24 protein-coding genes are annotated in these 26,213 nt (G+C 73.1%); 16 read left to right on the top strand and 8 right to left on the bottom strand.

Going from position 1 to position 26,213, the window contains the following annotated elements; genetic code table 11:
• Positions 1 to 4: 4 nt before the first annotated feature.
• The 4 genes from ACQUQD_RS08445 to ACQUQD_RS08430 are packed head-to-tail and all read left to right on the top strand — an operon-like array spanning position 5 to position 5,565.
• Positions 5 to 982: a carbohydrate ABC transporter permease gene (locus ACQUQD_RS08445; RefSeq protein WP_428951401.1), complete on the top strand. Its 978-nt coding sequence runs from the start codon at positions 5 to 7 to the stop codon at positions 980 to 982.
• 3 nt (positions 983 to 985) lie between these two features.
• Entirely contained in the window at positions 986 to 1,825 is an 840-nt protein-coding gene (locus ACQUQD_RS08440) for a carbohydrate ABC transporter permease (RefSeq protein WP_428951400.1), read from the top strand.
• A 26-nt stretch (positions 1,826 to 1,851) separates the two neighbouring features.
• A complete protein-coding gene (locus tag ACQUQD_RS08435) occupies positions 1,852 to 3,183 on the top strand; it encodes a glycoside hydrolase family 27 protein (RefSeq protein ID WP_428951399.1) in 1,332 nt (443 codons plus the stop codon).
• Between the two features lie 33 nt (positions 3,184 to 3,216).
• Complete coding sequence (locus tag ACQUQD_RS08430) at positions 3,217 to 5,565, top strand: glycoside hydrolase family 95 protein (RefSeq protein WP_428951398.1); 2,349 nt, start codon at positions 3,217 to 3,219, stop codon at positions 5,563 to 5,565.
• 67 nt (positions 5,566 to 5,632) lie between these two features.
• Here the strand turns inward: ACQUQD_RS08430 and ACQUQD_RS08425 are convergent, their stop codons facing one another.
• From ACQUQD_RS08425 to ACQUQD_RS08415, 3 genes are all read right to left on the bottom strand, one after another.
• Positions 5,633 to 6,304 carry a hypothetical protein gene (locus ACQUQD_RS08425; RefSeq protein WP_428951397.1) on the bottom strand — a complete coding sequence of 224 codons (672 nt, stop codon included), beginning with the start codon at positions 6,302 to 6,304 and terminating at the stop codon, positions 5,633 to 5,635.
• A gap of 89 nt (positions 6,305 to 6,393) precedes the next feature.
• Positions 6,394 to 7,254: a class I SAM-dependent methyltransferase gene (locus ACQUQD_RS08420; RefSeq protein ID WP_428951396.1), complete on the bottom strand. Its 861-nt coding sequence runs from the start codon at positions 7,252 to 7,254 to the stop codon at positions 6,394 to 6,396.
• Positions 7,251 to 8,255, bottom strand: a complete 1,005-nt coding sequence (locus ACQUQD_RS08415; protein ID WP_428951395.1) for a carboxymuconolactone decarboxylase family protein — start codon at positions 8,253 to 8,255, stop codon at positions 7,251 to 7,253. The genes ACQUQD_RS08420 and ACQUQD_RS08415 overlap by 4 nt, the downstream gene beginning before the upstream one ends.
• Before the next feature lie 229 nt (positions 8,256 to 8,484).
• Between ACQUQD_RS08415 and ACQUQD_RS08410 the strand changes: the two genes are divergently transcribed.
• From ACQUQD_RS08410 to ACQUQD_RS08355, 12 genes are all read left to right on the top strand, one after another.
• A complete protein-coding gene (locus ACQUQD_RS08410) occupies positions 8,485 to 9,711 on the top strand; it encodes a sensor histidine kinase (RefSeq protein ID WP_428957491.1) in 1,227 nt (408 codons plus the stop codon).
• Positions 9,708 to 10,403 (top strand): response regulator, encoded by a 696-nt coding sequence (locus ACQUQD_RS08405; RefSeq protein WP_428951394.1) that lies wholly within the window; start codon positions 9,708 to 9,710, stop codon positions 10,401 to 10,403. Before ACQUQD_RS08410 ends, ACQUQD_RS08405 begins: the two co-directional genes overlap by 4 nt.
• An 87-nt stretch (positions 10,404 to 10,490) precedes the next feature.
• Positions 10,491 to 10,892, top strand: a complete 402-nt coding sequence (locus ACQUQD_RS08400) for a cold-shock protein (RefSeq protein ID WP_428951393.1) — start codon at positions 10,491 to 10,493, stop codon at positions 10,890 to 10,892.
• Between the two features lie 330 nt (positions 10,893 to 11,222).
• On the top strand, positions 11,223 to 12,791 hold the full coding sequence (locus ACQUQD_RS08395; protein WP_428957490.1) for an ABC transporter substrate-binding protein: 1,569 nt from the start codon (positions 11,223 to 11,225) through the stop codon (positions 12,789 to 12,791).
• 104 nt (positions 12,792 to 12,895) lie between these two features.
• Positions 12,896 to 13,849 (top strand): ABC transporter permease, encoded by a 954-nt coding sequence (locus ACQUQD_RS08390; protein ID WP_428951392.1) that lies wholly within the window; start codon positions 12,896 to 12,898, stop codon positions 13,847 to 13,849.
• Positions 13,850 to 13,899: 50 nt separating this feature from the next.
• The gene (locus ACQUQD_RS08385) at positions 13,900 to 14,721 is read left to right on the top strand and encodes an ABC transporter permease (RefSeq protein WP_428957489.1); all 822 of its coding nucleotides are present in this window, start codon (positions 13,900 to 13,902) and stop codon (positions 14,719 to 14,721) included.
• Positions 14,718 to 15,743 (top strand): ABC transporter ATP-binding protein, encoded by a 1,026-nt coding sequence (locus ACQUQD_RS08380; RefSeq protein WP_428951391.1) that lies wholly within the window; start codon positions 14,718 to 14,720, stop codon positions 15,741 to 15,743. The genes ACQUQD_RS08385 and ACQUQD_RS08380 overlap by 4 nt, the downstream gene beginning before the upstream one ends.
• Positions 15,740 to 16,789 carry an ABC transporter ATP-binding protein gene (locus tag ACQUQD_RS08375; RefSeq protein ID WP_428951390.1) on the top strand — a complete coding sequence of 350 codons (1,050 nt, stop codon included), beginning with the start codon at positions 15,740 to 15,742 and terminating at the stop codon, positions 16,787 to 16,789. Before ACQUQD_RS08380 ends, ACQUQD_RS08375 begins: the two co-directional genes overlap by 4 nt.
• Before the next feature lie 8 nt (positions 16,790 to 16,797).
• Positions 16,798 to 18,603 carry a gamma-glutamyltransferase family protein gene (locus ACQUQD_RS08370; RefSeq protein ID WP_428951389.1) on the top strand — a complete coding sequence of 602 codons (1,806 nt, stop codon included), beginning with the start codon at positions 16,798 to 16,800 and terminating at the stop codon, positions 18,601 to 18,603.
• Between the two features lie 104 nt (positions 18,604 to 18,707).
• Positions 18,708 to 19,571: an inositol monophosphatase family protein gene (locus tag ACQUQD_RS08365; RefSeq protein WP_428951388.1), complete on the top strand. Its 864-nt coding sequence runs from the start codon at positions 18,708 to 18,710 to the stop codon at positions 19,569 to 19,571.
• 110 nt (positions 19,572 to 19,681) lie between these two features.
• Positions 19,682 to 21,091, top strand: a complete 1,410-nt coding sequence (locus ACQUQD_RS08360; protein ID WP_428957488.1) for a phytoene desaturase family protein — start codon at positions 19,682 to 19,684, stop codon at positions 21,089 to 21,091.
• Positions 21,088 to 21,603: an O-acetyl-ADP-ribose deacetylase gene (locus ACQUQD_RS08355; protein WP_428951387.1), complete on the top strand. Its 516-nt coding sequence runs from the start codon at positions 21,088 to 21,090 to the stop codon at positions 21,601 to 21,603. Before ACQUQD_RS08360 ends, ACQUQD_RS08355 begins: the two co-directional genes overlap by 4 nt.
• A gap of 14 nt (positions 21,604 to 21,617) precedes the next feature.
• Here the strand turns inward: ACQUQD_RS08355 and ACQUQD_RS08350 are convergent, their stop codons facing one another.
• The 5 genes from ACQUQD_RS08350 to ACQUQD_RS08330 all read right to left on the bottom strand — a co-directional run bounded on the left by ACQUQD_RS08350 (position 21,618) and on the right by ACQUQD_RS08330 (position 26,122).
• Positions 21,618 to 22,817 (bottom strand): cytochrome P450, encoded by a 1,200-nt coding sequence (locus tag ACQUQD_RS08350; RefSeq protein ID WP_428951386.1) that lies wholly within the window; start codon positions 22,815 to 22,817, stop codon positions 21,618 to 21,620.
• Positions 22,814 to 23,563, bottom strand: a complete 750-nt coding sequence (locus ACQUQD_RS08345; RefSeq protein ID WP_428951385.1) for a 4Fe-4S domain-containing protein — start codon at positions 23,561 to 23,563, stop codon at positions 22,814 to 22,816. The genes ACQUQD_RS08350 and ACQUQD_RS08345 overlap by 4 nt, the downstream gene beginning before the upstream one ends.
• Positions 23,557 to 24,555: a 3-oxoacyl-ACP synthase III family protein gene (locus ACQUQD_RS08340; RefSeq protein WP_428951384.1), complete on the bottom strand. Its 999-nt coding sequence runs from the start codon at positions 24,553 to 24,555 to the stop codon at positions 23,557 to 23,559. Before ACQUQD_RS08340 ends, ACQUQD_RS08345 begins: the two co-directional genes overlap by 7 nt.
• Before the next feature lie 77 nt (positions 24,556 to 24,632).
• Positions 24,633 to 25,868, bottom strand: a complete 1,236-nt coding sequence (locus tag ACQUQD_RS08335; protein ID WP_428951383.1) for a beta-ketoacyl-[acyl-carrier-protein] synthase family protein — start codon at positions 25,866 to 25,868, stop codon at positions 24,633 to 24,635.
• Positions 25,865 to 26,122 (bottom strand): phosphopantetheine-binding protein, encoded by a 258-nt coding sequence (locus ACQUQD_RS08330; protein WP_428951382.1) that lies wholly within the window; start codon positions 26,120 to 26,122, stop codon positions 25,865 to 25,867. The genes ACQUQD_RS08335 and ACQUQD_RS08330 overlap by 4 nt, the downstream gene beginning before the upstream one ends.
• Positions 26,123 to 26,213 lie beyond the last annotated feature (91 nt).

Raw genomic sequence — 26,213 nt, 5'->3', positions numbered from 1 at the left:
CACCATGACCGCCACCGGCACCGCGCCCCTGCGCAAGAGTGCCGCCCGGCCGGCGCCCGCCCCGGCGCCGCGCCGCCGGCGGCTGACCGAGCGACGGTCGAAGGCCCTCGCCTTCGTCGTGCTGACCGCGCCGATGCTCGTCGGTCTCGGCGTCTTCCGCTACGTGGCCATCGGCTGGAGCTTCCTGCTCAGCTTCAGCGAGGCCCGCCGCACCATCTCCCTCGGGAACTGGGTCGGCCTCGACAACTACCAGGAACTGCTGAGCGACGAGCGGTTCCGCGACTCGCTCACGATGATCGTGCTGTTCACCGCGCTCATCGTGCCGCTCACCTTCGCCGCGTCCCTCGGCCTCGCCGTCCTCGTCAACCGCGTACGGCGCGGCCGGGCCTTCTTCCGCACCGCGTTCCTGCTGCCCGCCGCCGTCAGCTACGTCGCCGCCGCGATGATCTGGAAGATGGCCCTGTTCAGCGGCGTGCCCTCCGGCCTCGCGAACACCCTCGGCGCGCTGTTCGGCGCCGATCCCACCCCCTGGATCCAGACGCAGAGCCCGCCCCTGTACTGGATCGTCCTCGTCACGCTGCGCCTGTGGCTCCAGGTCGGCCTCTACATGATCCTGTTCATCGCCGGACTCCAGTCCGTCCCGCAGCACCTCTACGAAGCCGCCGCCCTCGACGGCGCCGGGGCCTGGCGCACCTTCCGCAGCATCACCTTCCCCATGCTGCGCAACACCTCGGTCGCCATCCTGCTGCTGATGCTCATCGCCGCGCTCCAGGCCTTCGACGAGTTCTACGCCATCTTCTCCACCGGCGCCTCGCTCGGCAGCGAACCCGTGCGCACGCCCCTCATGCACCTGTACGGCGTCGCCCTCCAGGACCAGGACTACGGCGTCGGATCCGCCGGCGCCTTCCTGCTCACGCTCCTGATCGTGCTGGTCACGCTCCTCCAGGGCCGGATCCTCGGGTTCGCCCGCGACAAGGACTGAACCATGAACCGTTACCGAGGGAGCGTCCTCGGATCCGCCGCCACGTACCTGGCGCTGTGCCTGCTGGCCGTGGTCTTCCTGATCCCGTTCTACGTCCTGCTGCGGGGCGCCTTCATGACGACGCCGGAGATCACCGCCACCGACTGGCACTGGCTGCCGTCCTCGCTGAGCCCGGACAACTTCACGTCCCTCTTCGACAACCCGGAGCGGCCCTTCGGCCGGTCGATCCTCAACTCGCTGCTGATCGCGGTGGTCTCGGCGCCCGTCTCGACGCTGCTCGCCTCGATGGCCGGCTACGCCCTCGCCCGTATCCATGTGCCCGGGCGGGCGGTCGTGCTCTCGCTCATCGTGGGCACGCTGATGATCCCGCAGGCCGTCACGTTCCTGCCCACGTTCGTCGTCGTCGGCTCCATGGGCGGCGTCAACACGATGTGGGGACTGATCGCGCCCGGCCTCTTCAACGCGTTCGCCGTCGTCCTGTTCCGCAGCTTCTACCTGTCCTTCCCCGCCGAGATAGAGGAGGCGGGCCGCCTCGACGGCCTCAGCTACCTCGGCGTCTACGGGCGGATCATCCTCCCCAACTCCGTCACGATGATCGCCTCGCTCGGCGCGCTGTCCTTCATCGAGGCGTGGAACTCCTTCCTGTGGCCGCTGATGATCGGCCAGGACCCGCAGAGCTGGACCGTGCAGATCGCGCTCTCCAGCTTCCTCACCTCCCAGACCGTGAACCTGCCCGAGCTGTTCGCGGGCACGGCCGTGGCGATCCTCCCGCTCGTCGTCATGTTCCTGGTCGCCCAGCGCCACATCGTCCAGGGCATCGCGATGTCCGGTCTCAAGTCCTGAACCCCCTTCCCCCGGAGGTACGTGAAGTGACCGAAACGATCCGGCGGGCGGCCCTCACCGCCGCCTGCGCGCTGCCGCTCGCCCTCGCCCTGCCGTCGCCCGCCGCCCAGGCGAAGACCCCGTACGTCAAGCCGTTCATGGGCTGGAGCAGCTGGAGCGTGGAGTCGTCCTCGCGCAGCGGCTACGGCACGCACTGGCTGAACGAGGACAACATCAAGAACGCCGCCGACTCCCTCAGCGGCAAGCTGTCCGCGTCCGGATACAAGAACCTCAACATCGACGCCGGCTGGAACTTCGACTACGACTGGAACTTCCACACCGACACCCACGGCATCCCCGACGCCGACAAGGACCGCTTCCCCAGCGGGATGCCCGCGCTCTCCGACTACGTCCACGGCAAGGGCCTCAAGCTCGGCCTCTACGGCGCCGCCGGACTGGAGAAGGAGGTCTACGACAAGAACGCCCCGATCCTCGGCACCGGCTGTCATGCCCAGGACATCGCGGTGAAGCCGCTGACCCCGACCAACAAGTGGGGCGGCAGCTGGAAGATCGACTACAGCAACCCCTGCGCCCAGGACTACATCGACTCCATCGTCGCCCGGTACGCCTCCTGGGGCGTGGACTTCATCAAGATCGACGGCGTGACGAAGGACAACGTCGCCGACATCAGGGCCTGGTCCACCGCCATCGACCACAGCGGCCGCAGCATGTGGCTCTCCGCCAGCGCATGGCCCGTCGACCTGGAGGCCGCCGGGGGCTTGCGGCCCTACGCGAACGGGGTCCGCGTCGACACCGACATCGAGTGCTACTGCGAGACCACCAGCACGTGGACCAGCTCCGTCGACGACCGCTTCACCGATCTGCCCCGGTGGCTGCCCGACCTGGCCGCGCCCGGCTACCTCCCCGACCTCGACTCCATGCCGATCAACAACAACACCGGCAGCGGACTCCAGGACGGCATCGACGACACCGAGCGGCAGACCGTCATGACGTTCTGGTCGATGGCGTCGTCCCCGCTCTACGTCGGCGGCGACATCTGGTTCCTCGACGACAAGGCCAAGGCGATCCTCACCAACCCCGAGGTCATCGCCGTCGACCAGGCCGCCGTCCTGCCGCGGCAGATCCGCTCCGGCGACACGCAGGTGTGGACGAAGAAGGTGGGCCGCGCCACCTACCTCGCCGTCTACAACCTCGGCTCCTCGGCCACCGACATCACGGTGAACCTCAAGGACCTCGGCCTGTCCGGCACCCAGCGGCTGCGCGACGTCGCCGCCCGCACCGACCTCGCCCCGGCCCGGGGCTCCTGGACCGCCTCGTCCGTCCCGGCCCACGGCTCGCGCCTGATCAAGCTGTCCTGACCGGTCCTGCCCTCCCCGTCCAAGGAGCCGCACATGAGCAACGGACCCTCCAGACGCGTCGTTCTCGGGCTCGGCACCGCCCTCGCCCTGAACGCCCTCCCCGCCTTCACCGCGCACGCCGCGCCGCGACGCCCCGCCTCCTCCCCGCTCGTCCCCGCCGACCGGGCGACGACCCTGTGGTACCCGGAGCCCGCCGACGAGGACCTCCTCATCGAGCAGGGCCTGCCGCTCGGCAACGGCCGGCTCGGCGCCCTCGTCGGCGCCGACCCCGCCCGCGAGCTGTTCCACGTCACCGACGCCACCCTGTGGACCGGCGGCGCCAACACCACCCTCGACCAGGACGGCCAGTTCCCTTACGGGCGCGACGACTTCGGCAGCTTCACGCTGCTCGCCCGCGTCATGCTGTACCTGCCGGGACACGAGCGCTCCGCCGTCACCGGCTACCGCCGCACCCTCGACCTCAGCAACGGCCTCGTCACCACCACGTACACCAAAGGCGGGGTCCGGTACGTCCGCGAGATGTTCGCCAGCGCCCCCGACGACACCATCGTCGTCCGGCTGTCCCAGAGCGGCGGCGGCTTTCTGACCGGCGCCGTCATCCTCTCCGGCACCCACGGCGAGACGACCGCCGCGGACCGGGACCTCGCCTCCTTCTCCGGGACCCTCGGCAACGAACTGCGGTACGCGGCGGCGGTCACCGCCGCCGGGGACGGCACGGTCGCGGCCACCGGGACCCGCGTCACCTTCACCGACTGCACCGAGGTCACCCTCGTCATCAGCGGCGGCACGGACTACGCCCCGGACCACGCCACCGGCTACCGCGCCCCCGACGCCGACCCGCTCGCGCTCGCCCGGTCCAAAGCCGCGGCCGCGGCCGCGATCCCGGGCAGCCGCCTGCGCGACACGCATGTCGCCGACTACCGGGCGCGCTACGACCGGTTCACCCTCGACCTCGGGCGCTCCAGTGGCCGGCAGCGTGGGCGCGACACCTGGACACGGCTGAAGGCCCGCGCGGCCGACGGGGCGGCGCCCGACCCCGAACTGGAGGCGAGCTACGTCCAGTTCGGCCGCTACCTCACCATCTGCGGCTCGCGCGACGGACTGCCGATGGGCCTCCAGGGACTGTGGCTGGAGGGCAACACCCCGGACTGGATGGGCGATTACCACACCGACATCAACATCCAGATGAACTACTGGCTGGCCGACCGGGCCGGCCTCGGCGAGACCTTCCCCGCGTTCGCCGACTACTGCCTCGCCCAGCTCCCCGCGTGGAGCGACGTCACCCAGAAGCGGTTCCAGGACTCCCGCAACCGCTACCGCAACACCTCCGGCAAGGTCGCGGGCTGGACGGTCGCCTTCTCCACCAACCCCTACGGCGGCCTCGGCTGGTGGTGGCACCCGGCGGGCAACGCCTGGCTGTGCGCCTCCCTCCACGAGCACTACGAGTACACGCAGGACCGCGCCTACCTGTCCCGGATCATGCCGCTGCTCAAGGGTGCCTGCGAGTTCTGGCAGGCGCGGCTGATCACCACGACCGTCGACGGCCGCGAGGTCCTGATCGACGACCACGACTGGTCACCCGAGCACGGCCCGCAGGACGCCCGCGGCATCACGTACACGCAGGAACTCCTGTGGACCCTCTTCGGCCACTACACGAACGCCTGCCGCACCCTCGGGGTCGACGCCGAACACGCCCGGATCATCGGGGAGTTGCGCGAGCGCCTGTACCTGCCCCGGGTCAGCCCCGCATCGGGCCGGCTGGAGGAGTGGATGAGCGCGGACGACCTCGGCGAGACCACCCACCGCCATCTCTCGCCCCTCATCAACCTGTTCCCCGGCGACCGCATCCGCCCGGACGCGGGCGACCCCGAACTCCTCAAGGGCGCAGAGGAGTTGCTCGTCTCCCGGGGCATGGAGAGCTACGGCTGGGCCTGCGCCTGGCGGGCCGCGTGCTGGGCCCGGCTCGGGAACGCCGACAAGGCCTACCGGCTGGTGCTGACGAACCTGCGGCCCTGGTCGGGCGGTGACACCGGGACCGCGATGAACTTCTTCGACATGTACCGGGTCTCGGACACCCGTGCCATCTTCCAGATCGACGCCAACCTCGGCACCCCGACGGCGGTCCTGGAGATGCTCGTCCGCTCCCGCCCCGGCCGCATCGAACTGCTCCCCGCGCTGCCCGACGCCTGGGCCGCCGCCGGATCCGTCACCGGGGCGGGCGCCCGCGGCGGGTTCACGGTCGACCTGGCGTGGGAGCGGGGCCGCGTCCGCCAGGCGACGATCCGCAGTGTCGGCGGACGCCGCACGGTGGTCCAGATGGGCGGCCGGGCCAGGACCGTGGAGCTGGAGCCGGGGGAGGCCGTGACGCTGAGCGGCCGTTGACCGGATCGACGCGGCCTCCGCCGGCCGGTGCCGACGGGGGTCGCGGCGGGTGAGCGGACGGCGCGGGTCAGGAGTCCTTCGCGGAGTCCTTGCCCGCGGCGTCGAGCGCGGCGACGGCGTCGTGCGCCGCCTGCAGCGCGCCCTTGCCGATGGTGTCCGCGGACGGGGCGCTCTTGGACTCGAAGTCACTGCCGTTGTACGTGACGGTCACCAGGACGTTGGCGCTGCGGACCGTGACCACGGCCTCCCGTGTGTCCTGCTTGTCCTTGGTGGTGAGATCCGTGGTCAGCCGCGCCTCGTCGCCGATGTCCTTGGCCGCGCCGTCCTTGCCGCCGCCCGACGCGAAGGCCTGCTTCGCGAGGGCGTCGGAGTTCTTCACCTCGAAGGACACGTCGAGCCAGCGGTAGTCGTACCCCTTGAGCGCGCTCCAGGAGCAGCCGCGGCGGACCGATTCGTCGGTCGCCGAGAGCTCCTTGCCCGCCGCCTTCGCGCCCGGTACGAGCGAAGTGACCGTTTTGCTCCCTACGGTGCCGCAGGGCGCGGGCGGCTTCGCGTACGTCTTGGCCGCCACGCTCTCGCTGGGACCGTGCGACGCCGACTCCTGCGGCGCGGCCTTCTTCTGGTCCTTGTCGGCGGTGTCGGACATCGGTCCCGTGGACCAGGCCCAGCCCGCGCAGGCGAGCACGGCGACCGGCAGCAACCGGGCGGCCAGAGTGACCGGGAGCGGGAGAGCACGCACGGCGTACGTCCCTTACGTCAGTGGGGTGGGGGACGCCAGTGTCACATGAGTTGCTGTGCGGCGATACCGCCACTTCTGTCACCTCGGCATCACACACCGGCATCGTCCCGGCGTACGGCCGTCACCAGCCACACCCCGGCGCGCGTCCGCACGCCCCGCTCCGACGCGTACGGCCGGAGCGTGTCCTCCAGCACGGCGCGCGTCGCGGCGGGCACCGGCCGGTCCGGGGCGCGGGAGAGGAGGAAGTCGACGGCGTCGGCCGGCGAATCGCCCCAGCGGGTGTGGACATCCACCGGGTTGACGGCGATCCGGGCGAACGTGCGGTGCAGCACGGCGTGGATCCGGTACGGCTCGGACAGGGACGTCATGGCGGTGCCCGCGGCGCGGGCGGCGGGGTCCGGCGCGGCGGGGGCCGCGTCCCGGGTGCCCGCCGCCAGGTGCCGGGCGAACTCCGCCAGCGCCGTGCTCTCCTCGGTCTGCGGACCCGGACGGCGCGGGCAGACGAAGGCGAGCCGCCCGCCCCTGCGCAGCGCCCGGGCCACGTTCGCGAACGCCGCCACGTGGTCCTCGAAGAACATCACGCCGCCGCGGCTGAGCGCGACGTCGTAGCCGCCCGGCGGGAACGGGTGCGTCTGCGCGTCGCCGCGTTCGAACGACGCGCCCCGCACCCCCTCCTCGGCCGTGCGGGCGCGGGCCCGCGCGATCAGCGGCGCCGAGATGTCGACGCCGACGGCGTGCCCGGGCGCCGCGAGCCGGGCCGCCGTCCGCGTCGTGGCGCCGGCGCCACAGCCGATGTCGAGGACCCGGTCGCCCGGCGCGATGGCGGCGGCCGCGAACAGCGCCTCGTCGGCCTCGCCGAGCAGCGCGTCGAAGCGCCGGTGATGGGTCGCCCAGTGCCGGCCCAGCGGGCCGTTCCAGGCCTGTTCCTGACGGAGGTTGGCGATGGTCACGGTGTCTCCAGGAGTTCCGGTACGGGCAGCGCGGACTCGATCCGGTCGACGGCGGCGAAGGCTCCGTACGCGATCAGATGCACGAGGCAGTGATCGGTGTACGGGGCCACGCGCCACGCCGCGACGTCCTCGCCGGTGATCCGGTACGGCGCGAGCGCGGCGAGCAGCGCCAGCCGTGCCCCGGGCCGCTCGGCGCGGCCGGGCAGCTCCGGCCCGCCGGGCGCCGGGTGCGAGCCGTCCCACTTCGCGACGGTCTCCTGGACGAGGGCGAGGTCGTCGTCGCCGAGGAGGCCCGCGCCTTTCGTGGCCGCCGTGCGCAGGGCGTCGTAGGCCGGGCCGACGGAGCTGCCCGCCGCCCAGGCCGGGCCGGGGCCCGGGGAGTCGAGCAGGTCGAGCGAGGCGCCGGGCCGGTGCGGGGCGCGGACCACGCGGGAGAGGCTGCGGCCGGCCAGCGAGCGGACCGCCTGGAGGCGCTGGGCGCCCGCGGGCAGCAGGTTCTCGGTGCACAGCGCGGACACGATCCGGTTGATGAAGTGGAAGGTCAGCGCGGTGCCGACGTGCGAGGCGAGATCGGCGCGGGCGAACGGCGGCGGCGCCAGGTCCGGGGAGCCGGGCACCCGGGTGGCCCGGCCCCACTCCAGCAGCCGGGACGCCCGCTCGTCGCCCGGGGCCGCGGCCCGGGCCACGGCCTCGCCGAGCGCGTGGTCGCCGTTCGCGTGCAGCAGCACGGCATGCGCGTCGACGCAGAACGGGCAGCGGTTCGCGAGGGAGGTCCCGGCCGCGACCAGCTCGCGGTCGGTGCGCGAGCCGCTGCCCGCGATCAGCGCCTCGCGCAGCAACGCCCAGGCGGGTGCGAGGAGTTCGGGTGCCGAGGAGAGGACGACGAGGGTCGGCGGGTGCGTGATGCCGAAGTCGGTCGCCGTCTGCTCCCAGACGGCGGCGGCGGTGCCGGTGGCGGACTGGGGCGACGGCGGCTGCGTGTAGCGGTACGGGCCGGGCATGCGGGCTCCTCGGGCCGGTCTCGGGCGGTGCTGCGGACCCGTTCAGGCTCGCCCGGCGCCCCGGCCCCGGGCGTCGTACGGCGGAGCCCACCTCGGCCTACTCCCCGGGGAGTAGGCGCCGGGCCCGCGCCGTCCTCACGGCGGACGCCCGATGCCGGCGGCGCCGTCTAATCTGCCGGACATGCAGGGGGACTTGGACGTACGGGACGGGGACGCGGGCGGCGGAGCGGTGGCCGGGAGGGCCGCGCCGCCCTCCTGGCGCGCGCGGCTCGCCGACGCGGCGCTCGCCGTCGTGGCCGGCACGGTCGTGGTCCTCGCGGCCGCGCTCGGCGACGACGGGGCGACGCCGCTGGACTATGCGCTCATGACGGCGTCGGCGGCGTGCCTGGCGGGCTACCGCCGGGCACCCCGCGCGGTGCTGCTCGCGTCAACTGCCCTGACCACGGCCTACGTTGTCCATGCGCACCCCGCGCCGCTGGCGGCGCTGCCGGTGCTCGCCTCGGTGCACACGGCGGCCCGGGCGGGCTACCGGGGCCTGGCCGCGGCCACGGCCGGTGCCTTCCTCGCCGTCTACATCACGCGGGACGCCCTCGCGACGGACGGCGCCACCACGCGCGGCCTGCTGCTCGTGGGCTGGTTCCTGTGCGCGGTCGTGACCGGGCTCGCCGACAAGAACTGGCAGGCGTATCTGCACCAGACCGAGCAGCGCGCCCTGGAGGCCGAGCGGACCCGTGAGGAGGCCGCGCTGCGCCGCGCGGGCGAGGAACGGCTGCGCATCGCGCGGGAGTTGCACGACTCGCTCACCCACAGCATCTCGATCGTCAAGCTGCAGGCGGGAGTCGCCGTCCACCTGGCCCGCAAGCGCGGCGAGGAGGTGCCGCCCGCGCTGCTCGCCATCCAGGAGGCGAGCGGGGAGGCGATGCGCGAACTGCGGGCGACGCTGGACGTGCTGCGCACCGACGAGCCCACGGGCAGCCCCGCCCTGCTCGTCGAGCGCGCCCGCGCGGCCGGGATATCCGTCGACCTCACCGTCACCGGAGCCGAGCGGCCCCTGCCGGCCCCGCAGGACCGGGCGGCGTACCGGATCGTGCAGGAGGCGCTGACGAACGTGGCCCGCCACGCGGGCCGCGAGGCGCAGGCCCACGTGATTCTCGACCACGGAGAGGCCGAGGTGACGGTTCTGGTCACCGACACCGGCGCCGCGACCCCGGACCGGCCGGTCGCCGAGGGCACGGGGCTGACCGGGATGCGGGAGCGGACCGCCGCCCTCGGCGGCACGCTGTCGGCCGGCCCGCGCGAGGGCGGCGGCTTCGAGGTGCGGGCGCGGCTGCCGCTCGGCGGGGCGCCGGACGGGACGCCGCCACCCGCCGCCGGCCGGAGCGCGGACCCGGCCGCGACCGCGAGGAACGCCCGCCCCGGGCGGACGGCCCGAGCCGTCCCCGGGACCGCCTCATGATCCGCGTCGTGCTCGTCGACGACCAGGCGCTGATGCGCGCCGGGTTCCGCGCGCTCCTCGACGCCGAGGACGGGATCGAGGTCGTGGGGGAGGCCGCCGACGGAGCCGAGGGGGTCGTCCTCGTCCGGGAACGGGTGCCGGACGTGGTGCTCATGGACGTACAGATGCCGGGCACCGGCGGCATCGAGGCCACGCGGCGCATCGCCGCCGAACCGGCGCTGGCCGGCGTCCGCGTCGTCATGCTCACCAACTACGGCCTGGACGAGTACGTCTTCGAGGCGCTGCGCGCCGGGGCGTCCGGATTCCTGCTCAAGGACAGCGAGCCGGAGGACCTGCTCACCGGGATCGCGGTCGTCGCGCGCGGAGACGCCCTGCTGTCGCCGTCCGTCACACGCCGTCTCATCGGCGCGTTCGTGTCCCGGCCCCCGGACCGGGCGACGGCGCCGGGCCTGGAGTGCCTCACCCCGCGCGAGCGCGAGGTCACCGCGCTCGCCGCCCGCGGCCTGACCAACGAGGAGATCGCCGCGCACATGGTGATCAGCCCCTTCACCGCCAAGACCCACATCAGCCGCGCCATGACCAAACTGGGCGCCCGCGACCGGGCCCAGCTCGTCGTGTTCGCCTACGAGTCGGGACTCGTCGCCGCCCGCACACCGGGCGCCGATCGCCGGGACACCGGCGCCACGGCCTGACGCGGGAGCCGAGGCCCGGCCGCTAGGATCCGCACAAGTTGCTGAGGACGCGGACACTGGGTCCGCCGTGGTGGTTGGGGGGTCGGCGTGGTCGCTGGTCGTGTGGTGCGCTTCGACGGAGCGCGCGGGTATGGGTTCATCGCGCCGGACGACGGCGGTGAGGACGTCTTCCTGCATGTGAACGACCTCCTCATCCCCGAGTCGTATCTGCGCACGGGGCTGAAGGTCGAGTTCGACATCGAGGAGGGCGACCGGGGCCCCAAGGCGTCGTCCGTCCAGCTCGCCGAGGGCGCCTCCGCGCCGGCGCCCGGCCGGGGCGCGGCCGACGGCGACGACGTGCTCTGCGACGTCCTGCGCGTCGACGAGTTCACGAACGAGGTCACCGAACTGCTGCTGCGCGCCGCCCCGTCGCTGACCGGCGACCAGATCCTGGCGATCCGCCGCGAGTTGGTGCAGAGCGGGCGCAAGCACGGCTGGGTGGACAGCTGACCGGCTGACCAGCAGCTGAACCGCCCCGGGGCCCGGGCCGAGTGGACGCACTCGGCCCGGGCCCCGCGGCGTTCCCCGGACGGACACCGCATTGATACGCCGCGAACACCCCTCTATGTCCGGCCTGGTTATTCAATCTTCATCGAATCCGGTCCGGCATCCGGACAACCCCCTTGTCCTGCGGACTGTATGCGAAATACGTTCTGCGGTATTCCTTGATCGCCCACAGGTTTTCTGTCGACACGCACAGGCGCCTGCGGAACCACTCCTTGGCGGAGGTATGCCCTCGTGCGCCGAACAGCGGTTGCCTTCACGGCAGTTGCCCTGGTGATGTCCACAACGGCGGGCTGCGGCTCCCTGCAGTCCTCGGCCACCGAGGTCGGCGGGGAGCGGATGACCGACGACCGTCCCGTACGCGACGGCGGCACCCTCACGGTCGCCCTCAACGCGGACCCCGACAAGCTCGACCCGACCTTGGCCCAGACCCTCGTCGGCCGCACCGTCTTCGCCGGCATGTGCGAGAAGCTCTACGACGTCGACGCCAAGGGCAAGGTCGTGCCGCAGCTCGCGACGGCCCTGCCGAAGGTGTCCGCCGACGGCCGCACCGTCTCCTTCGACGTCCGCAAGGACGCCCGGTTCAGCGACGGCACCCGGCTCGACGCGGCCGCCGTCGTCACGTCCCTGCTGCGCCACCGCGACCTGGCGGGCTCGGCCCGCGCCACCGAACTCGCCCCGCTGAAGCGGGCCGAGACCACCGGCCCGTACCGCGTGAGGCTCACCCTCAAGCAGGCGTACGTCCCGCTGACCGCGGTGCTCGCCGACCGCGCCGGCATGGTGATGTCGCCGGCCGCGCTCAAGAAGTACGGCAAGAACTTCACCAACCACCCGTCCTGCGTCGGCCCGTTCAGGTTCGTCGAGCGCGTCGGCGGCGACCGCATCGTCCTTGCCAAGGACACCCACTACTACGACGCGGACTCCGTCCACCTCGACAAGGTGATCTACAAGCCGATCCCCGACGGCAGCGTCCGGCTCGCCAACCTGCGCTCCGGCGACCTCCAGATCGGCGACCAGATGGCCCCCGTCGACGTGAAGAGCGCCCTCACCGACGCCAAGCTCCAGCTGTTCAACTCGCCCTCGCTCGGCTACCAGGGCATCGGTGTCAACGTCGGCAACGTCAAGGGCCTCGGCGAGAAGCCCGGCCGGATCGACACCCCGATGGGGCGCGACGTCCGGGTCCGCGAGGCCTTCGAGCTCGCCATCGACCGCGACCTCATCAACAAGGTCGTCTTCCAGGGCATGTACGAGCCCGCGTGCGGACCCGTCTCCCCGGAGTCCGCCCTCGCCCCCGGCGTCAAGGCGTCCGCGTGCCCGAAGCGCGATGTCGCCGCCGCCAAGAAGCTGTTGAAGCGGGCGGGGGCGCAGACCCCGGTGCACGTCGAGCTGAAGATCTCCACCACCCCTGAGTGGAGCCGCATCGGCCAGGTCATCCAGGCCATGGCCAAGGACGCGGGATTCGCGGTCACGCTGCGCCCCACCGAGTACGCCACCATGCTCGAAGAGACCGACGACGGGCACTACGAGGCCTTCAACAGCGGCTGGTCCGGGCGCCTCGACCCGGACGGCAACATCGCCAGCTTCCTGCAGACGCGCGGCGCGATGAACGCCTACGGCCTCTCGGACAAGAAGGTCGACGCCCTCATCGAGCGCGGCCGCACCGAGGCCGACCCCGCCGAACGGGCCAGGATCTACGGCGAGTTGACCCGCCGCGTCAACGATGCGCACGCGCTCATCTACCTCTACCGCCAGAAGAACTACGTCGTCACGGGGAAGGACATCGCGGGCGTGCACGTCTACGGCGACGGCCTCGTGCGCGTGAAGAACGCGGGGTACGCCAAGTGACGACCGCCCGGACAACCCAGAAAACCTCGGAAACCCCGACCGACCGGACCGCTTCCGCCCCTCAACCTGCCGTGAAAAAGCGCGGGTTGCTCGCCGGACACCCCATGGCCACGTACGTCCTGACCAGGCTGCGGCAGTCCGTCATCACGCTCTTCCTCGTCTCCGTCGTCGTCTTCGCGGGCATCCGCGCCCTGCCTGGTGACCCGGCGCTCGCCCTCGCGGGCGAGGAGCGCAGCCCGAAGGCGCTCGCCGCCATCCGCGCCGAGTACGGGCTCGACGACAACATCGTGATCCAGTACGCGAGGTTCATCGGCCACGCCCTCCAGGGCGACCTCGGCACCTCCTCGCGCACCGGCCTCCCGGTCGCCGACGCCATCGGGCAGGCCCTGCCCGTCACCCTCGAACTCGCCGCGCTCTCGCTGCTGTTGGCCATCGTCCTCGGTATCGGCGCCGGCATCGTCGCCGCCGTCCGGCGCGGCAGGCCCGCGGAGTGGATCGCCAACGGGATCGCCCTGCTCGGCCTCTCCGTCCCCACCTTCTGGCTCGGCATCGTCCTCGTCCTCGCCTTCGCGATCGCCCTGCCCGTCTTCGCGGCCTCCGGCTTCGTCCCCTTCGGCACCGACCCGATCGACAACCTGCGCCGCATGGTGCTGCCCGCGATCGTCCTCGGCTCCGGGCTCGCCGCCGTCGTCATGCGCCAGACACGGGCCGCGATGCTCGACTCCCTGTCGGCCGACTACGTCCGCACGGCCCGCGCCAAGGGCCTCTCGCGCCGGGCGGTCATCGGCGGCCACGCGCTCCGCAACTCCCTCGTCACGGTCGTCACCGTGCTCGGTCTGCAGCTCGGCCACCTGATCTCCGGGGCGGTCGTCACCGAGCAGATCTTCGTGCTCCCCGGCTTCGGCAAGCTGACCATCGACGCCGTCTTCACGCGTGACTACGCGACGCTGCAAGGCGTGGTGCTGTGCACCTCCGCCGCGTACATCTTCATCAACCTGCTGGTCGACGTGGCGTACTCGGTCATCGACCCGCGCATCCGGCTCGGAGGTGCCCGGTGACCACGCTCGCCCTCACAGGAATACGGGCCCGCGCCGCCCGGAGCGGCAAGCTGCGCGCCCTGCGCAGGAACAAGCTGGCCATGACCGGCGCCGTCATCGCCGCGGTCTTCGTGCTCGCCGCGCTGTTCGCGCCGCTGATCGCGCCGTACGACCCGGCACAGCCGGACTTCGACCACGTGCTGGCGGCGCCGGGCTGGAGCCACTGGCTCGGCACCGACGACCTCGGCCGCGACCAGCTGTCCCGCGTCGTCCACGGGGCGCGGGCGTCCATGCAGGTCGGCGTGCTCGCCGTCGTGTTCGCCTTCGTCATCGGCGTTCCGCTCGGCCTGCTCGCCGGCTACTACGGGAAGGTCACCGACAGCGTCGTCTCCCGGATCACCGACACGATGCTCGCGTTCCCCTTCCTGGTCCTGGCCGTCGGCCTCGCCGCCGTCCTCGGCCCGTCGCTGACCAACGCGACCATCGCCATCGGCATCTCGCAGATCCCGGCCGTCATCCGGATCACCCGCGCCGAGACGCTCCGCCTCAAGCACGTCGACTACGTGGCCGCGGCCGTCGCCAACGGAGGCGGCGACGGCACCGTCCTGTTCCGGCACATCCTGCCCAACGCGACCTCCGCGCTCACCGTGCAGGCCACCGTCGGCATCCCCGCCGCCATCCTCGGCGAGGCCCTGCTCAGCTTCCTGGGCCTCGGCGTACAGCCGCCCGAGCCGTCGCTCGGCGTGATGCTCTCCTCCGCCCAGTCCTTCCTCGCGCCCGCGCCCTGGATGGCGGTGTTCCCCGGCCTCGCCGTGGTCGCCGCGACCCTGGCGTTCAACCTGCTCGGCGACGGCCTGCGCGACGTCCTCGACCCCCGTGGAGCGACCCGATGAGCGACCTCGAGACTCCCGAGCCCGTCCTGAGCGTGCGCGACCTGTCGGTCTCCTTCCGCTCCGACACCCGCACGGTCCACGCCGTCGACCACGTCTCGTACGACCTGCACGCCGGTGAGGTCCTCGCCGTGGTGGGCGAGTCGGGCTGCGGCAAGTCCGTCACGTCCATGGCCGTCATGGGCCTGCTGCCGCCCACCGCGCACCTCACCGGGTCGATCCGGATCGGCGAACGGGAAATGCGTGGCGCCGACGACAAGGCGTACGGAAAGATCCGCGGCAAGGACATCGCGATGATCTTCCAGGAGCCGATGACGTCTCTGAACCCGGTGCTGACCATCGGGCGACAGATCGGTGAAGTGCTCCGCCGCCACCAGGGGCTGAGCAAGAAGGAGGCGCGCGCACGTGCCGTCGAACTGCTCGACCTCGTGGGCATCCCCGCCCCCGCCCAGCGCGTCGACGAGTACCCGCACCAGCTCTCCGGCGGCATGCGCCAGCGCGTCATGATCGCCATCGCCGTGGCCTGCGACCCGGCCGTCCTCATCGCCGACGAGCCCACCACCGCCCTCGACGTGACCGTCCAGGCAGGCATCCTCGAAGTCCTCCAGTCGCTGCGCGAGCGACTCGGCACCGCCATCGTGCTCATCACCCACGACCTCGGCGTCGTCGCCGACATCGCCGACCGGGTCCTCGTCATGTACGCGGGCCGCCCGGTCGAACAGGCGCCGGTGGACGAGCTGTTCGCGGCACCCAGGCACCCGTACACGCGCGGCCTGCTCTCGGCGGTGCTGCGCCCCGGTGCCGCCAAGGAGCGGCTCCCCGAGATCCCCGGACTCGTGCCGATCCTCGACGAACAGCCCGACGCCTGCACCTTCGCGCCGCGCTGCGCCCGCGCCGACGACACCTGTACGACCGGCCGTCCCGGTTTCACGGCCATCACCGCGGCCACCGAAGAGGCAGCCACGGGTGCCACGCACCGCGTCGCCTGCTGGCACCCGCACACCCTTCAGGAGAGCGCCTCATGAGCCCTGAGAAGAGCACCCCGGTTCTCGAACTCACCGACCTGGAGCGGCACTTCGTGGGCTCCGGCGGCACCGTGCGCGCCGCCGACGGCGTCACCCTCACCGTCGGCCGCGGCGAGGTCGTGGGCCTCGTCGGCGAGTCCGGCAGCGGCAAGTCGACCGTCGGCCGCTGCGCCGTTCGCCTCGACGAACCCACCGGCGGCACCGTCCGCATCAACGGCACCGACGTGACGACCCTGTCCCGGCGCGCCCTGCGCCCGCTGCGCAAGGACTTCCACCTGGTCTTCCAGGACCCGTCGTCCTCGCTCGACCCGCGCATGACGGTCGGCCGGATCATCGCCGAGCCGCTGAAGCTGCACGGCATCGCGAAGAAGGACGCCGCCCACGCGCGCGTGGCCGAACTCCTCGCCCAGGTGGGCCTGCGTCCCGAACACGCCGACCGGCATCCGCACGAACTCTCCGGCGGCCAGCGCCAGCGCATCTCCATCGCCCGCGCGCTCTCCGTCGACCCCGACCTCCTGGTCGCCGACGAGCCGACCTCCGCCCTCGACGTCTCCGTGCAGGCCTCCGTCCTCAATCTGCTCGCCGACCTCCAGCGCGACCGCGGCTTCGGCTGCCTGTTTATCACGCACGACCTCGCGGCCGTCGAGTACCTGGCGGACCGGATCGCGGTCATGTACCTCGGCCAGATCGTCGAACAGGCCCCCACCCGGGAGCTGTTCGACGACCCCAAGCATCCCTACACCCAGGCCCTGCTGTCGGCCGCCCCCGTCCCCGACCCGGTCACGCAGCGCACCCGCGAACGCATCGTCCTCAGCGGCGAACTGCCCAGCCCGCTCGCCCCGCCGCCCGGCTGCCGCTTCCACACGCGCTGCCCGCTCGCCGTGGACCGCTGCCGCACCGAGGTGCCGGTCCTGCGCACCCTTGACAGCGCGGCCGGCGGCCGCGAGGTCTCCTGCCACCTCGTCGCCGACGACGGCACCGCGCCGGACGCCGCCGCGACCCGGCCTCGTACGATGCCGCACCCTCGAACTGCCACCACCCGCTAGGAGCTCACTTGTTCACCACCCGGCCGACCCTCCAGGGCACCTTCGGCATGGTGTCCTCCACGCACTACCTCGCCTCCCAGTCCGCGATGGCGGTCCTGGAGGACGGCGGCAACGCCTACGACGCCGCCGTCGCCGCGGGCTTCGTGCTCCACGTCGTCGAACCGCACCTGAACGGGCCCGCGGGCGAGGTGCCGATGATCCTCGCCCCGGCCGGCGGCGAGGTGCGGGTGCTGTGCGGCCAGGGCGTCGCGCCCGCCGGGGCGAGCGTCGCCCACTACAAGTCGCTCGGCCTCGACCTGGTGCCCGGCACCGGCCCGCTCGCGGCCGCCGTGCCCGGCGCCTTCGACGCCTGGATGCTCCTCCTGAAGGACCACGGCACGAAGTCCCTCGCCGACGTCCTCAAGTACGCCGTCGGCTACGCGGAGGACGGGCACGCGCCCGTCGAGCGCGTCGGCGAGACCGTCGAGACCGTGCGCGAGCTCTTCGAGACCGAGTGGCCCTCGTCCGCCGAGGTCTACCTGGTCGACGGCAAGGCCCCGGCCCCCGGCGAACTGCTGCGCAACACGCGGCTCGCCGCCACCTGGAAGCGCCTCGTCGCGGAGGCCGAGGAGGCCGGCACCGACCGCGTCGCCCAGATCGAGGCGGCCCGGCGCATCTGGCGCGAGGGCTTCATCGCCGAGGCGCTCGTGCGCCAGGCCCAGCAGCCCACCATGGACACCAGCGGCGAGCGGCACACCGGCACCCTCACCCTCGAAGACCTCGCCTCCTGGGAGGCCACCTACGAGGCCCCGGCGACGTACGACTGGAACGGCTGGACGCTGTGCAAGGCCGGCGGCTGGAGCCAGGGCCCCGTCTTCCTCCAGCAGCTCGCCCTGCTCCCGCCCGAGCTGCCCGCCTACGGGTCCGCCGACTACGTCCACCTGCTCGTCGAGGGCTGCAAGCTCGCCATGGCCGACCGCGAGGCCTGGTACGGGGACGCCGACCCGGCAGGGGTCCCGGTCGCCGAGCTGCTCTGCGACGACTACAACGCCGCGCGCCGCGCCCTCGTCGACCCCGGCAAGGCCTCGCACGAGCTGCGCCCCGGCAGCCCGCGCGGCGCCGAACCCCGGCTGAGCACGCACGCCCACGCGGTCGCCGCCGGTGAGCCCGGCTTCGACGCCATGGGAGTCGCCGGCGCCGGTGAGCCGACCGTCCAGAAGAACGGCGGAACCCGCGGCGACACCTGCCACCTCGACATCGTCGACCGCTGGGGCAACATGGTCGCCGCGACCCCGTCCGGCGGCTGGCTCCAGTCCAATCCGGTCGTGCCCGAGCTCGGCTTCCCGCTCGGCACGCGGCTGCAGATGTCCTGGCTCGACGAGGACCTGCCGAACTCGCTCGTCCCCGGCCGCCGCCCGCGCACCACGCTCACCCCGTCGCTCGCCCTGAAGGACGGCGTCCCGGTCATGGCCTTCGGCACCCCCGGCGGCGACCAGCAGGACCAGTGGCAGGTGCACTTCTTCCTCGCGGTGGCGCTGCGCCCGACGGTCCGCGGCGGGCTCGACCTGCAGGGCGCCATCGACGCCCCGAACTGGCACAACGACTCCTTCCCCGGCTCCTTCTTCCCGCGCGGCATGCGGCCCGGGTCCGTGACCGTCGAGTCCCGGATGGACGAGGAGGTCGTCGCCGAGCTGCGCCGCCGCGGCCACGACGTGACCGTCGGCGACGCCTGGTCCGAGGGCCGGCTGTGCGCCGTCGCCCGCGACCCGCGCACCGGCGTCCTGTCGGCGGCGGCGAACCCGCGCGGCATGCAGGGGTACGCGGTCGGCCGCTAGGGACTGTCGGCCCCCGGCAGGTGGAATCGCCGATTTCATGGCGATTCCACCTGCCGTTCACCCTGCGGGTACGCGTTGTCAGTGGGGCGTGTTCTCATGGAGCCATGATCGAAACCATCACGGAAAGCATCGACGACTTTCTGACCCGCAAGGTCACCGACCAGCTCCTGACCGACGTCGAGCGGATCGTCCGCGCCGCGGCCGCCGCCGAGATATCGCCCCGCTTCCGGCAGCTCGCCGCCCACGAGATCGAGCAGAAGAGCGCCCCGCACGACCTCGTGACCGTCGCCGACAAGCGCGCCGAGGAACACCTCACCCGCGAGCTGACCGCACTGCTGCCCGGCTCCGTCGTGGTCGGCGAAGAAGCGGTCGCCGCGGACCCGACGACGTACGAGGCCATCCGTGGCGCGGCCCCGGTCTGGATCGTCGACCCGGTCGACGGCACCCGTCAGTTCGTGCACGGCGACCCCGGCTTCTGCACCCTCGTCGCCCTCGCACTCGACGGAGTCGTCCTCGCCTCCTGGACGTACGCGCCCGCGCTCGACGAGTTCGCCGTGGCCGTACGCGGCCGGGGCGCGAGGCTCAACGGCCGGGTCCTGCCCGCCGGGGCACCCGAGCCGGGCCGCGACCTGCGCATCGCCACCTCGCACCCCGACTTCACGACCGACGCCCAGAAGCACGCCCTGCTGGGACTGCGCACGGACGGGGTCGCCCCGCGGCCGTGCGGCTCGGCGGGCCTGGAGTACCTGGCCATCGCCCGCGGTGACCTGGACGCGGTCGCCTTCAGCTGGGAGCTGGCCTGGGACCACGCGGCCGGACTGCTCCTGGTCGAGGAGACCGGCGGCGCGCACCTCACGCGGGACGGCGTCCCCTTCGCGATCACCGGGGGCAACGCGCTGCCGTTCACCGCGGCGCGCGACGCGGCGACGGCGCGCCGGGTGGCCGCGCTGCTGTCGGGCGGCGCCTGACCGGACGCGTCGGCCGACGGGCGGCACCCGCGCCCGGCGTTGTCGGTGCTCCGGCATATCCTGTGCGGGCAGTGGCCATCGGCTGACGAAGGAGTCCGAAGGTGCCGTCGATGCTCGATGCCGTCGTGGTGGGTGCGGGGCCGAATGGGCTGACCGCTGCCGTCGAACTGGCCAGGCGCGGTCACTCCGTGGCCCTCTTCGAGGCCAAGGGCACCGTCGGCGGCGGTGCGCGCACCGAGGAGCTGACGCTGCCCGGCTTCCGCCACGACCCCTGCTCGGCGGCGCACCCGCTGGGCATCAACTCCCCGGCGTTCAGGGCGATGCCGCTGGAGCGGTACGGACTGGACTGGGTCCAGCCCGAGCTGCCCATGGCCCACCCCTTCCCCGACGGCACGGCCGCGGTCCTGTCCCGGTCCGTCGCCGAGACCGCCGCGTCCTTCGGCCCACGGGACGCGGGCGCGTACCGGCGCCTGGTCGAGCCGCTCCTGCCGCGCTGGGACGCCCTCGTCCGGGACTTCATGACCCTGCCGCTCAGCGCGCTGCCCCGTGACCCCGTCACCCTCGCCCGGTTCGGACTCCTCGGACTGCCGCCCGCGACGTGGCAGATGCGCCGCTTCCGCGACGAGCGGGCCCCCGCCCTGTTCTCCGGTCTCGTCGCGCACACCATCGCCCCGCTCGGCGGGTTCGCGACGACCGCGATCGGCCTCGTCTTCGCCCTCGCCGCCCACGCGCGCGGCTGGCCGCTCGCCCGGGGCGGCTCCCAGTCGATCTCCGACGCGCTCGCCGCGTACCTGAAGGACCTCGGCGGCGCGATCCACACGGACTACGAGGTGAAGCGGCTCGACGACCTGCCGCCCGCCCGCGCCTACGTCTTCGACACCTCGCCCACCGCCCTCGCCCGGATCGCGGGTCTCGGTCACTACTACGACCGGTTCCGGTACGGGGCAAGCGTCTTCAAGGTCGACTACGCGCTGGACGGGCCGGTGCCGTGGACCGCGAAGGAGGCCAGGGCGGCCGGCACCGTGCAGGTCGGCCCGTACCGCTCCGACATCGGCAAGGCCCTGCGCGCCGCCTCCGTCGAGGACCGGGCGCCCGAGGTTCCGTTCCTCATCACCGTGCAGCCGAGCGTCGTCGACCCGACGCGCGCGCCCGCCGGCAAGCACACGTTCTGGGCGTACGGACACGTGCCGAACGGCTGGGACGGCGACCTGACCGACGCCATCGAGCGTCAACTGGAGCGCTTCGCACCGGGGTTCAGGGACCGGATCCTCGCCCGTGCCACCGCGGGCCCGCCCCAACTGGCCGTGCACAACGCCAACTACGTGGGCGGCGACATCGCCTGCGGCTCGGTCGGCGGCCTCCAGCTCATGCTGCGCCCCAAGCTGTCGCTGTCCCCGTACACGACCCCGCACCCGGCCGTTTTCATCTGTTCGTCGGCGACACCGCCGGGCCCCGGGGTGCACGGCATGTCCGGGCACAACGCGGCGAAGGCCGTGTGGAAGCGGCTGCGGGCCTCATGAGCCCCCGACTGGTCCTGGTCCAGGGCGACATCACCGAGCAGGAGGTGGACGCCGTGGTGAACGCGGCCAACTCCTCGCTGCTCGGCGGCGGCGGGGTCGACGGCGCCATCCACCGCCGCGGCGGTCCCGAGATCCTCGCCGAGTGCCGCAAGCTGCGCGCCTCCCACTACGGGAAGGGGCTGCGGACGGGGCATGCCGTGGCGACGACCGCGGGGCGGCTCCCGGCCCGGCACGTCATCCACACCGTGGGACCCCGCTGGTCGGCGACCGAGGACCGCTCCGACCTGCTCGCCTCGTGCTACCGGGAGTCCCTGAAGATCGCCGCCGAACGGGGAGCCCGCACGGTGGCGTTCCCCGCCGTCTCCACCGGCATCTACGGCTGGCCGCTGGACGACGGCGCGCGGATCGCCGTCGAGACGGTCCGCGCGAGCGCCGCGCCGGGCGTCGAGGAGGTGCGGTTCGTCGTCTTCGACGACCGGGCCCGCGAGGCGTTCGCCCGGCACATTCCCTGACCGGCCGCCCGGATTCACCAGGTCACGGGCAGCTCCCGCAGGCCGTAGACGATGTTCTGCGTCGTGAAGGCGAGCTCGGAATCCGGGACCGCAAGGCGCAGCGAAGGCACCCGGCGCAGCAGCGTGGCGAGGATCAGCTGCAACTCCACACGCGCCAGCGTCTGCCCGAGGCACTGGTGCACGCCGAACCCGAAAGCCAGGTGGCGGCGGGCGTCCCGCCCGAGGTCGAGGGTGTCGGCGTCCGCACCGAACAGGCCGGGGTCCCGGTTCGCCGTGGACAGCATGCAGATGACACCCTCACCCGCCTCGATGGTCACCCCGCCCACTTCGACGTCCTCCTTGGCGGCGCGGGCGAGTCCCAGATGGATGATCGTCAGATACCGCAGCAACTCCTCCACCGCCGCCGGCACGAGCGCCGGGTCCGCGCGCAGCCGGGCCGTCTGCGCGGGATCCCGCAGCAGCGCGCACACGGAGATCGAGGTCATGTTCGCCGTCGACTCGTGCCCCGTGACCAGGAGCAGGAAGCCCAGGGAGGCGACCTGCCGCGGGGTGAGGTCGGGGCGGGCCGCGAGCCGGCTGAGGATGTCGTCGCCCGGGTCGCGGGCCTTGAGCTCGGCGAGCCGCTCCAGGAACGACGTCAACTCGCCGTGGGCCGACGTCACGTCCTCCTGCGAGGCGGTGTTGTCGAGCAGGGTCCGGCTGAGCGACTGGAAGCGGTCGTGGTCCGCGTAGGGCACGCCCAGCATCAGACAGATGACCAGTGAGGGGATGGGCAGCGCGAAGTCCCGCACCAGGTCGGCGGGTCGTCCCGCGGCCAGCATCGCGTCGAGCCGCTCGTCGACGATCCGCTGGATCCCGGGCCGCAGCTCCTCCACCCGGCGCACCAGGAAGTCCTTGGTGACCATGCGGCGCAGCCGGGCGTGCTCCGGGTCGTCCATGCGGATGAAGCTGGGCCTGGCGGTGGCCAGTTCGCGCTGGCCCGGTGAGAGGAACGGGAAACCGGGGGTGCGCGCGTCCGCGCTGAACCGGGCGTCGGACAGCACCGACCGCACTTCGTGGTACCCCGTCACCAGCCAGCAGGGCGCACCGTCGGGCAGCCTCCAGCGGGTGACCGGCGCCCGCCCGGCCGCCTCGGTGCAGGCCGGGGGCGGCGTGAACGGGCAGGCCCCGTACGGGGCGGGCAGGGTCAGCGGGGCGGGTGGGGCGGAGGTCATGACAGGGGGGCGCCTTCCGTGGTCGTGGCCGGTGCGGTGAGCTGGATCGCGCCGCTCGGGCACAGCGCGGCGGCGAGCCGCAGCCGGTCCGTCGCGGCGGGCCGCTCCGCGACGAGCGTGACCAGACCGTCCTCGTCGTGGGCGAACACCTCGGGGGCCGTGGACACGCACTGTCCGGCGCTGCAACAGCGCGCCGGATCGACGCGCACGGTGGGGCCGCCACTGGGCGTGTGCAGGGTGTTCAGCGTCGTACAGACCATGGCGCACTGGCCCACGAGGACGAGGAGTTCCAGGAGTTGGGGCGTGCTGAACACCCCCGACAGCTCGTGCCACAGCGGCGCGGGAAGCGCGGTGCCCACCGCGAGCAGATCCACCGCGCGCAGCGTCGCGCTCTCGCGTGCGCTCCAGTCGTACGCGTCCAGGTCCGCGGCAGCCGTCGCGGCGATGGCCGCCTGGGCGACTCCGATGTCCCGCGCATGCCCCTCGTGGCGGGCGCGCACGTACGGGGAGCCCAGTCGACGCGCGGTGCGCAGCATCGCCAGCTCGCGCAGATGCGGCTCCAACAGGCCCTGATGCGTGAGCACGTGGGCCAGGTGCAGCCAGGCCTCGGCGAGCGGCGGATGGTGGGCGAGCGTGCCGAAGAGGTTCTCGCGGCCCGGCCCGTCCCGGCGCGAGGAGTCCAGCAGCTCGCGCAGCGCGGGCGGCCACGTGTCCGGGGGCAGCGGGGCGATCCGCGGCGTCACCACGTGCCCACCACCACCCCGGCGCTCGCCCCGCTCGCGAACCCGAACAGGCCCACCAGGTCGCCCCGTCGCAGCCGCCCCGCCTCCAGCGCGGTGGCCAGCTGGAGCGGGATGGAGTTCGTGGCGACGTTCCCGTGCGTGGGGAACGTCGACCGCACCCGGTCCACGTCGACGCCGACCCAGTCGCAGGCGACCTTCGTGAAGGCGACGGACGGCTGATGGATGCAGACCAGGTCCAGGTCGTCCACGGCCACCCCGATGTCGCGCACGGCGGCCCGGACGCGCTGCGGCAACCCCTCGAAGGACGCGACGAGCTCGGCCGAGTCGATGTGCAGATGGCCCAGGGCGCGATCGCGGGCGTACGGGTTCGGGAGCGTGGCGGCGGGCCAGCCCCACGAGTTCGCGAAGAACCGCGAGCCGAGCACGCCGGGCCGCCCGGATGCCTCCATGAGCAGGGCCGACCCCATGTCGCCCGTGCTCAGACTGGGCAGCGCCGTCAGCACGTCGTCCCGGCCGCCGACCGTCCACCGGCTCTCCCGGGTGGAGACCTCAGCGGTGGTGATCAGTACGCGCCGGTACTGGCCCGCCCTGATGAACGCGTCGGCGACCTCGATGGCGTTGAGCACCCCGTTGCAGGCGTTCTTGAGGTCGAACACCGGGCAGCTCAGGCCGAGTTTGTCGGCGACGACATGAGCGGTGGCGGGCTCCTCCAGGTCGGCGAGGATGCCGGTGAAGATCAGCAGGTCGACGTCGTCGGGTGCGGCGACGCCCGGCGCCGCGAACAGCGTGCGCGCGGCGTGCGCCGCCAGGTCGGAGGGCTGCTCGTCGGCGTCCGCGACGGTCCTTTCGAGCAGCCCGTACATGTGCCGCAGGACACCGCGCGACAGCGGGATGTCCGGGTTGTGGGAGCGGAAACGGTCCTCCGCCTCGGTGACGGTCTGCCGGCCGGACGGCACGTGCACGGCCGCATGGGAGAAGGTGCTGTACGCGGTCAAATGGATGCGCTCTTTCGTGCGGGAGGGTGCGGAGGACGACGCCCGGCGAGCCGCTGCCGCGGTGCCGGGCGGGGGCGCTACACCGCGGTCAGGGCGAGCACGACGTTGTGCCCGCCGAAACCGAAGGAGTGGCTGACGGCGGCCCGCACCCGCTGGGCGCGCGGCGCCCCGGTCACGCAGTCGAGGGGGAACTCGAGCCGCTCCGGCGTCAGGTTGGCGATCGGCGGCACCGTGCCGTGATGGATCGTCAGCGCGGTGACGGCCGCCTCCACGGCCCCGGCCGCGCCCAGGCTGTGACCGAGCACGCCCTTGGGCGCGGTCACACTCGGGCCGTGCGGCAGTACGCGGCCGATGAGCTCGGCCTCGGTGAGGTCGTTGAGCGGGGTGGACGTGCCGTGCGCGTCGACGTGGTCGACGTCGGCGGGGGACAGGCCCGCGTCCGTGAGGGCGGCGCGCAGGGCCGTCTCCGCGACGACGCCGCCCGGGGCGGGCGCCGTCGGGTGGTGGGCGTCGGTCGACTGTCCGGCGCCCGCGAGCAGCGCGTAGCCGCGCCGGCCGCGGGCCCGGGCGTCCGCCGCGCGTTCCAGGACACAGATCGCGGTGCCCTCCGCGATGACGAACCCGTCCCGGTCGGCCGCGAACGGGCGGGACGCGACGGCGGGTTCACCGGTCCGCGCCGACAGCGCGCCCATCCGCTGGAACCCGGTGGTCACCACCGGGGTGACGGCGGCCTCCGAGCCGCCCGCGACGGCGATGTCGCAGGCCCCGCTCAGCAGCAGGTCGCGGGCGACGACGAGGGCGCTGGCCCCCGAGGCGCACGCGGTCTCGGTGGCCAGGGACGGGCCGCGCGCGGCGAGGTCGAGGGCGACCTCGCCCGCCGCCATGTTCGGGATCAGCATGGGGACCAGCGTGGGCGCGACCAGTTCGGGTCCGCCCTGGTGGAAGCGGAGGGTCTGGTCCTCCAGGTGCGCGGCGCCCGCGAGCCCCGAGCCGATGACCACGGCGACCCGGGCACCGTCCCAGCCGTCCCCCGGGACGAGCCCGGCGTCGGCGACGGCCTCCCGTGCGGCGAGCACCGCGTGCCGGGTGAAGCGGCCCATCCGCCAGGCCCGGCCGCCGCCGATCCGGCCCACGGCGGGCGGGAGTTCGGGTACGCGGCAGGAGAAGTCGACGGGACAGCCCTTGAGTTCGAGGTCGCGGGCCGCGGTGGACGAACCGCGCAGCAGGCCCGCCCAGGTGGCCTCGCGACCGGCACCGGCCGGGGTGATGAGCCCCAGGCCGGTGACGGCGACGGAACGGTCGGCCGGTGTCACCGGGCCTCCGCCACCGTGCACTTGGCGCTGAGGACGGCGGCCAGCCCGGCGACGGTGACGTGCTTCGCGGCCTCGTCGCCGTCCACCGGTACGCCGAGCCGTTCCTGGAGCGTGAGGGCGAGTTCGGCGAGCGCGAGGGAGTCGAGGTCGAGGCTCTCCAGCGTGGCGCCGGGCCGTACTGCGGCCGGGTCGACCTCGAACTTCTCGGTGAGGACCTCGGTGATGGCGGAGGCCACGGGGGACTCGGCGGACATGATGCACCTTTCCTTTCCAGGGGACTGCTACGGGGCTGCTACGGGCTGGCCTGGGGGACCGCTGCGGGAATTGCCGCGGGGTTTCGCGGGA

The sequence above is a fragment of the Streptomyces sp. cg35 genome (genome assembly GCF_050410835.1).
Lineage (GTDB): Bacteria > Actinomycetota > Actinomycetes > Streptomycetales > Streptomycetaceae > Streptomyces.
Note: the sequence above shows the minus strand (reverse complement) of the source record. Positions and strands in the feature narration are given on the sequence as shown.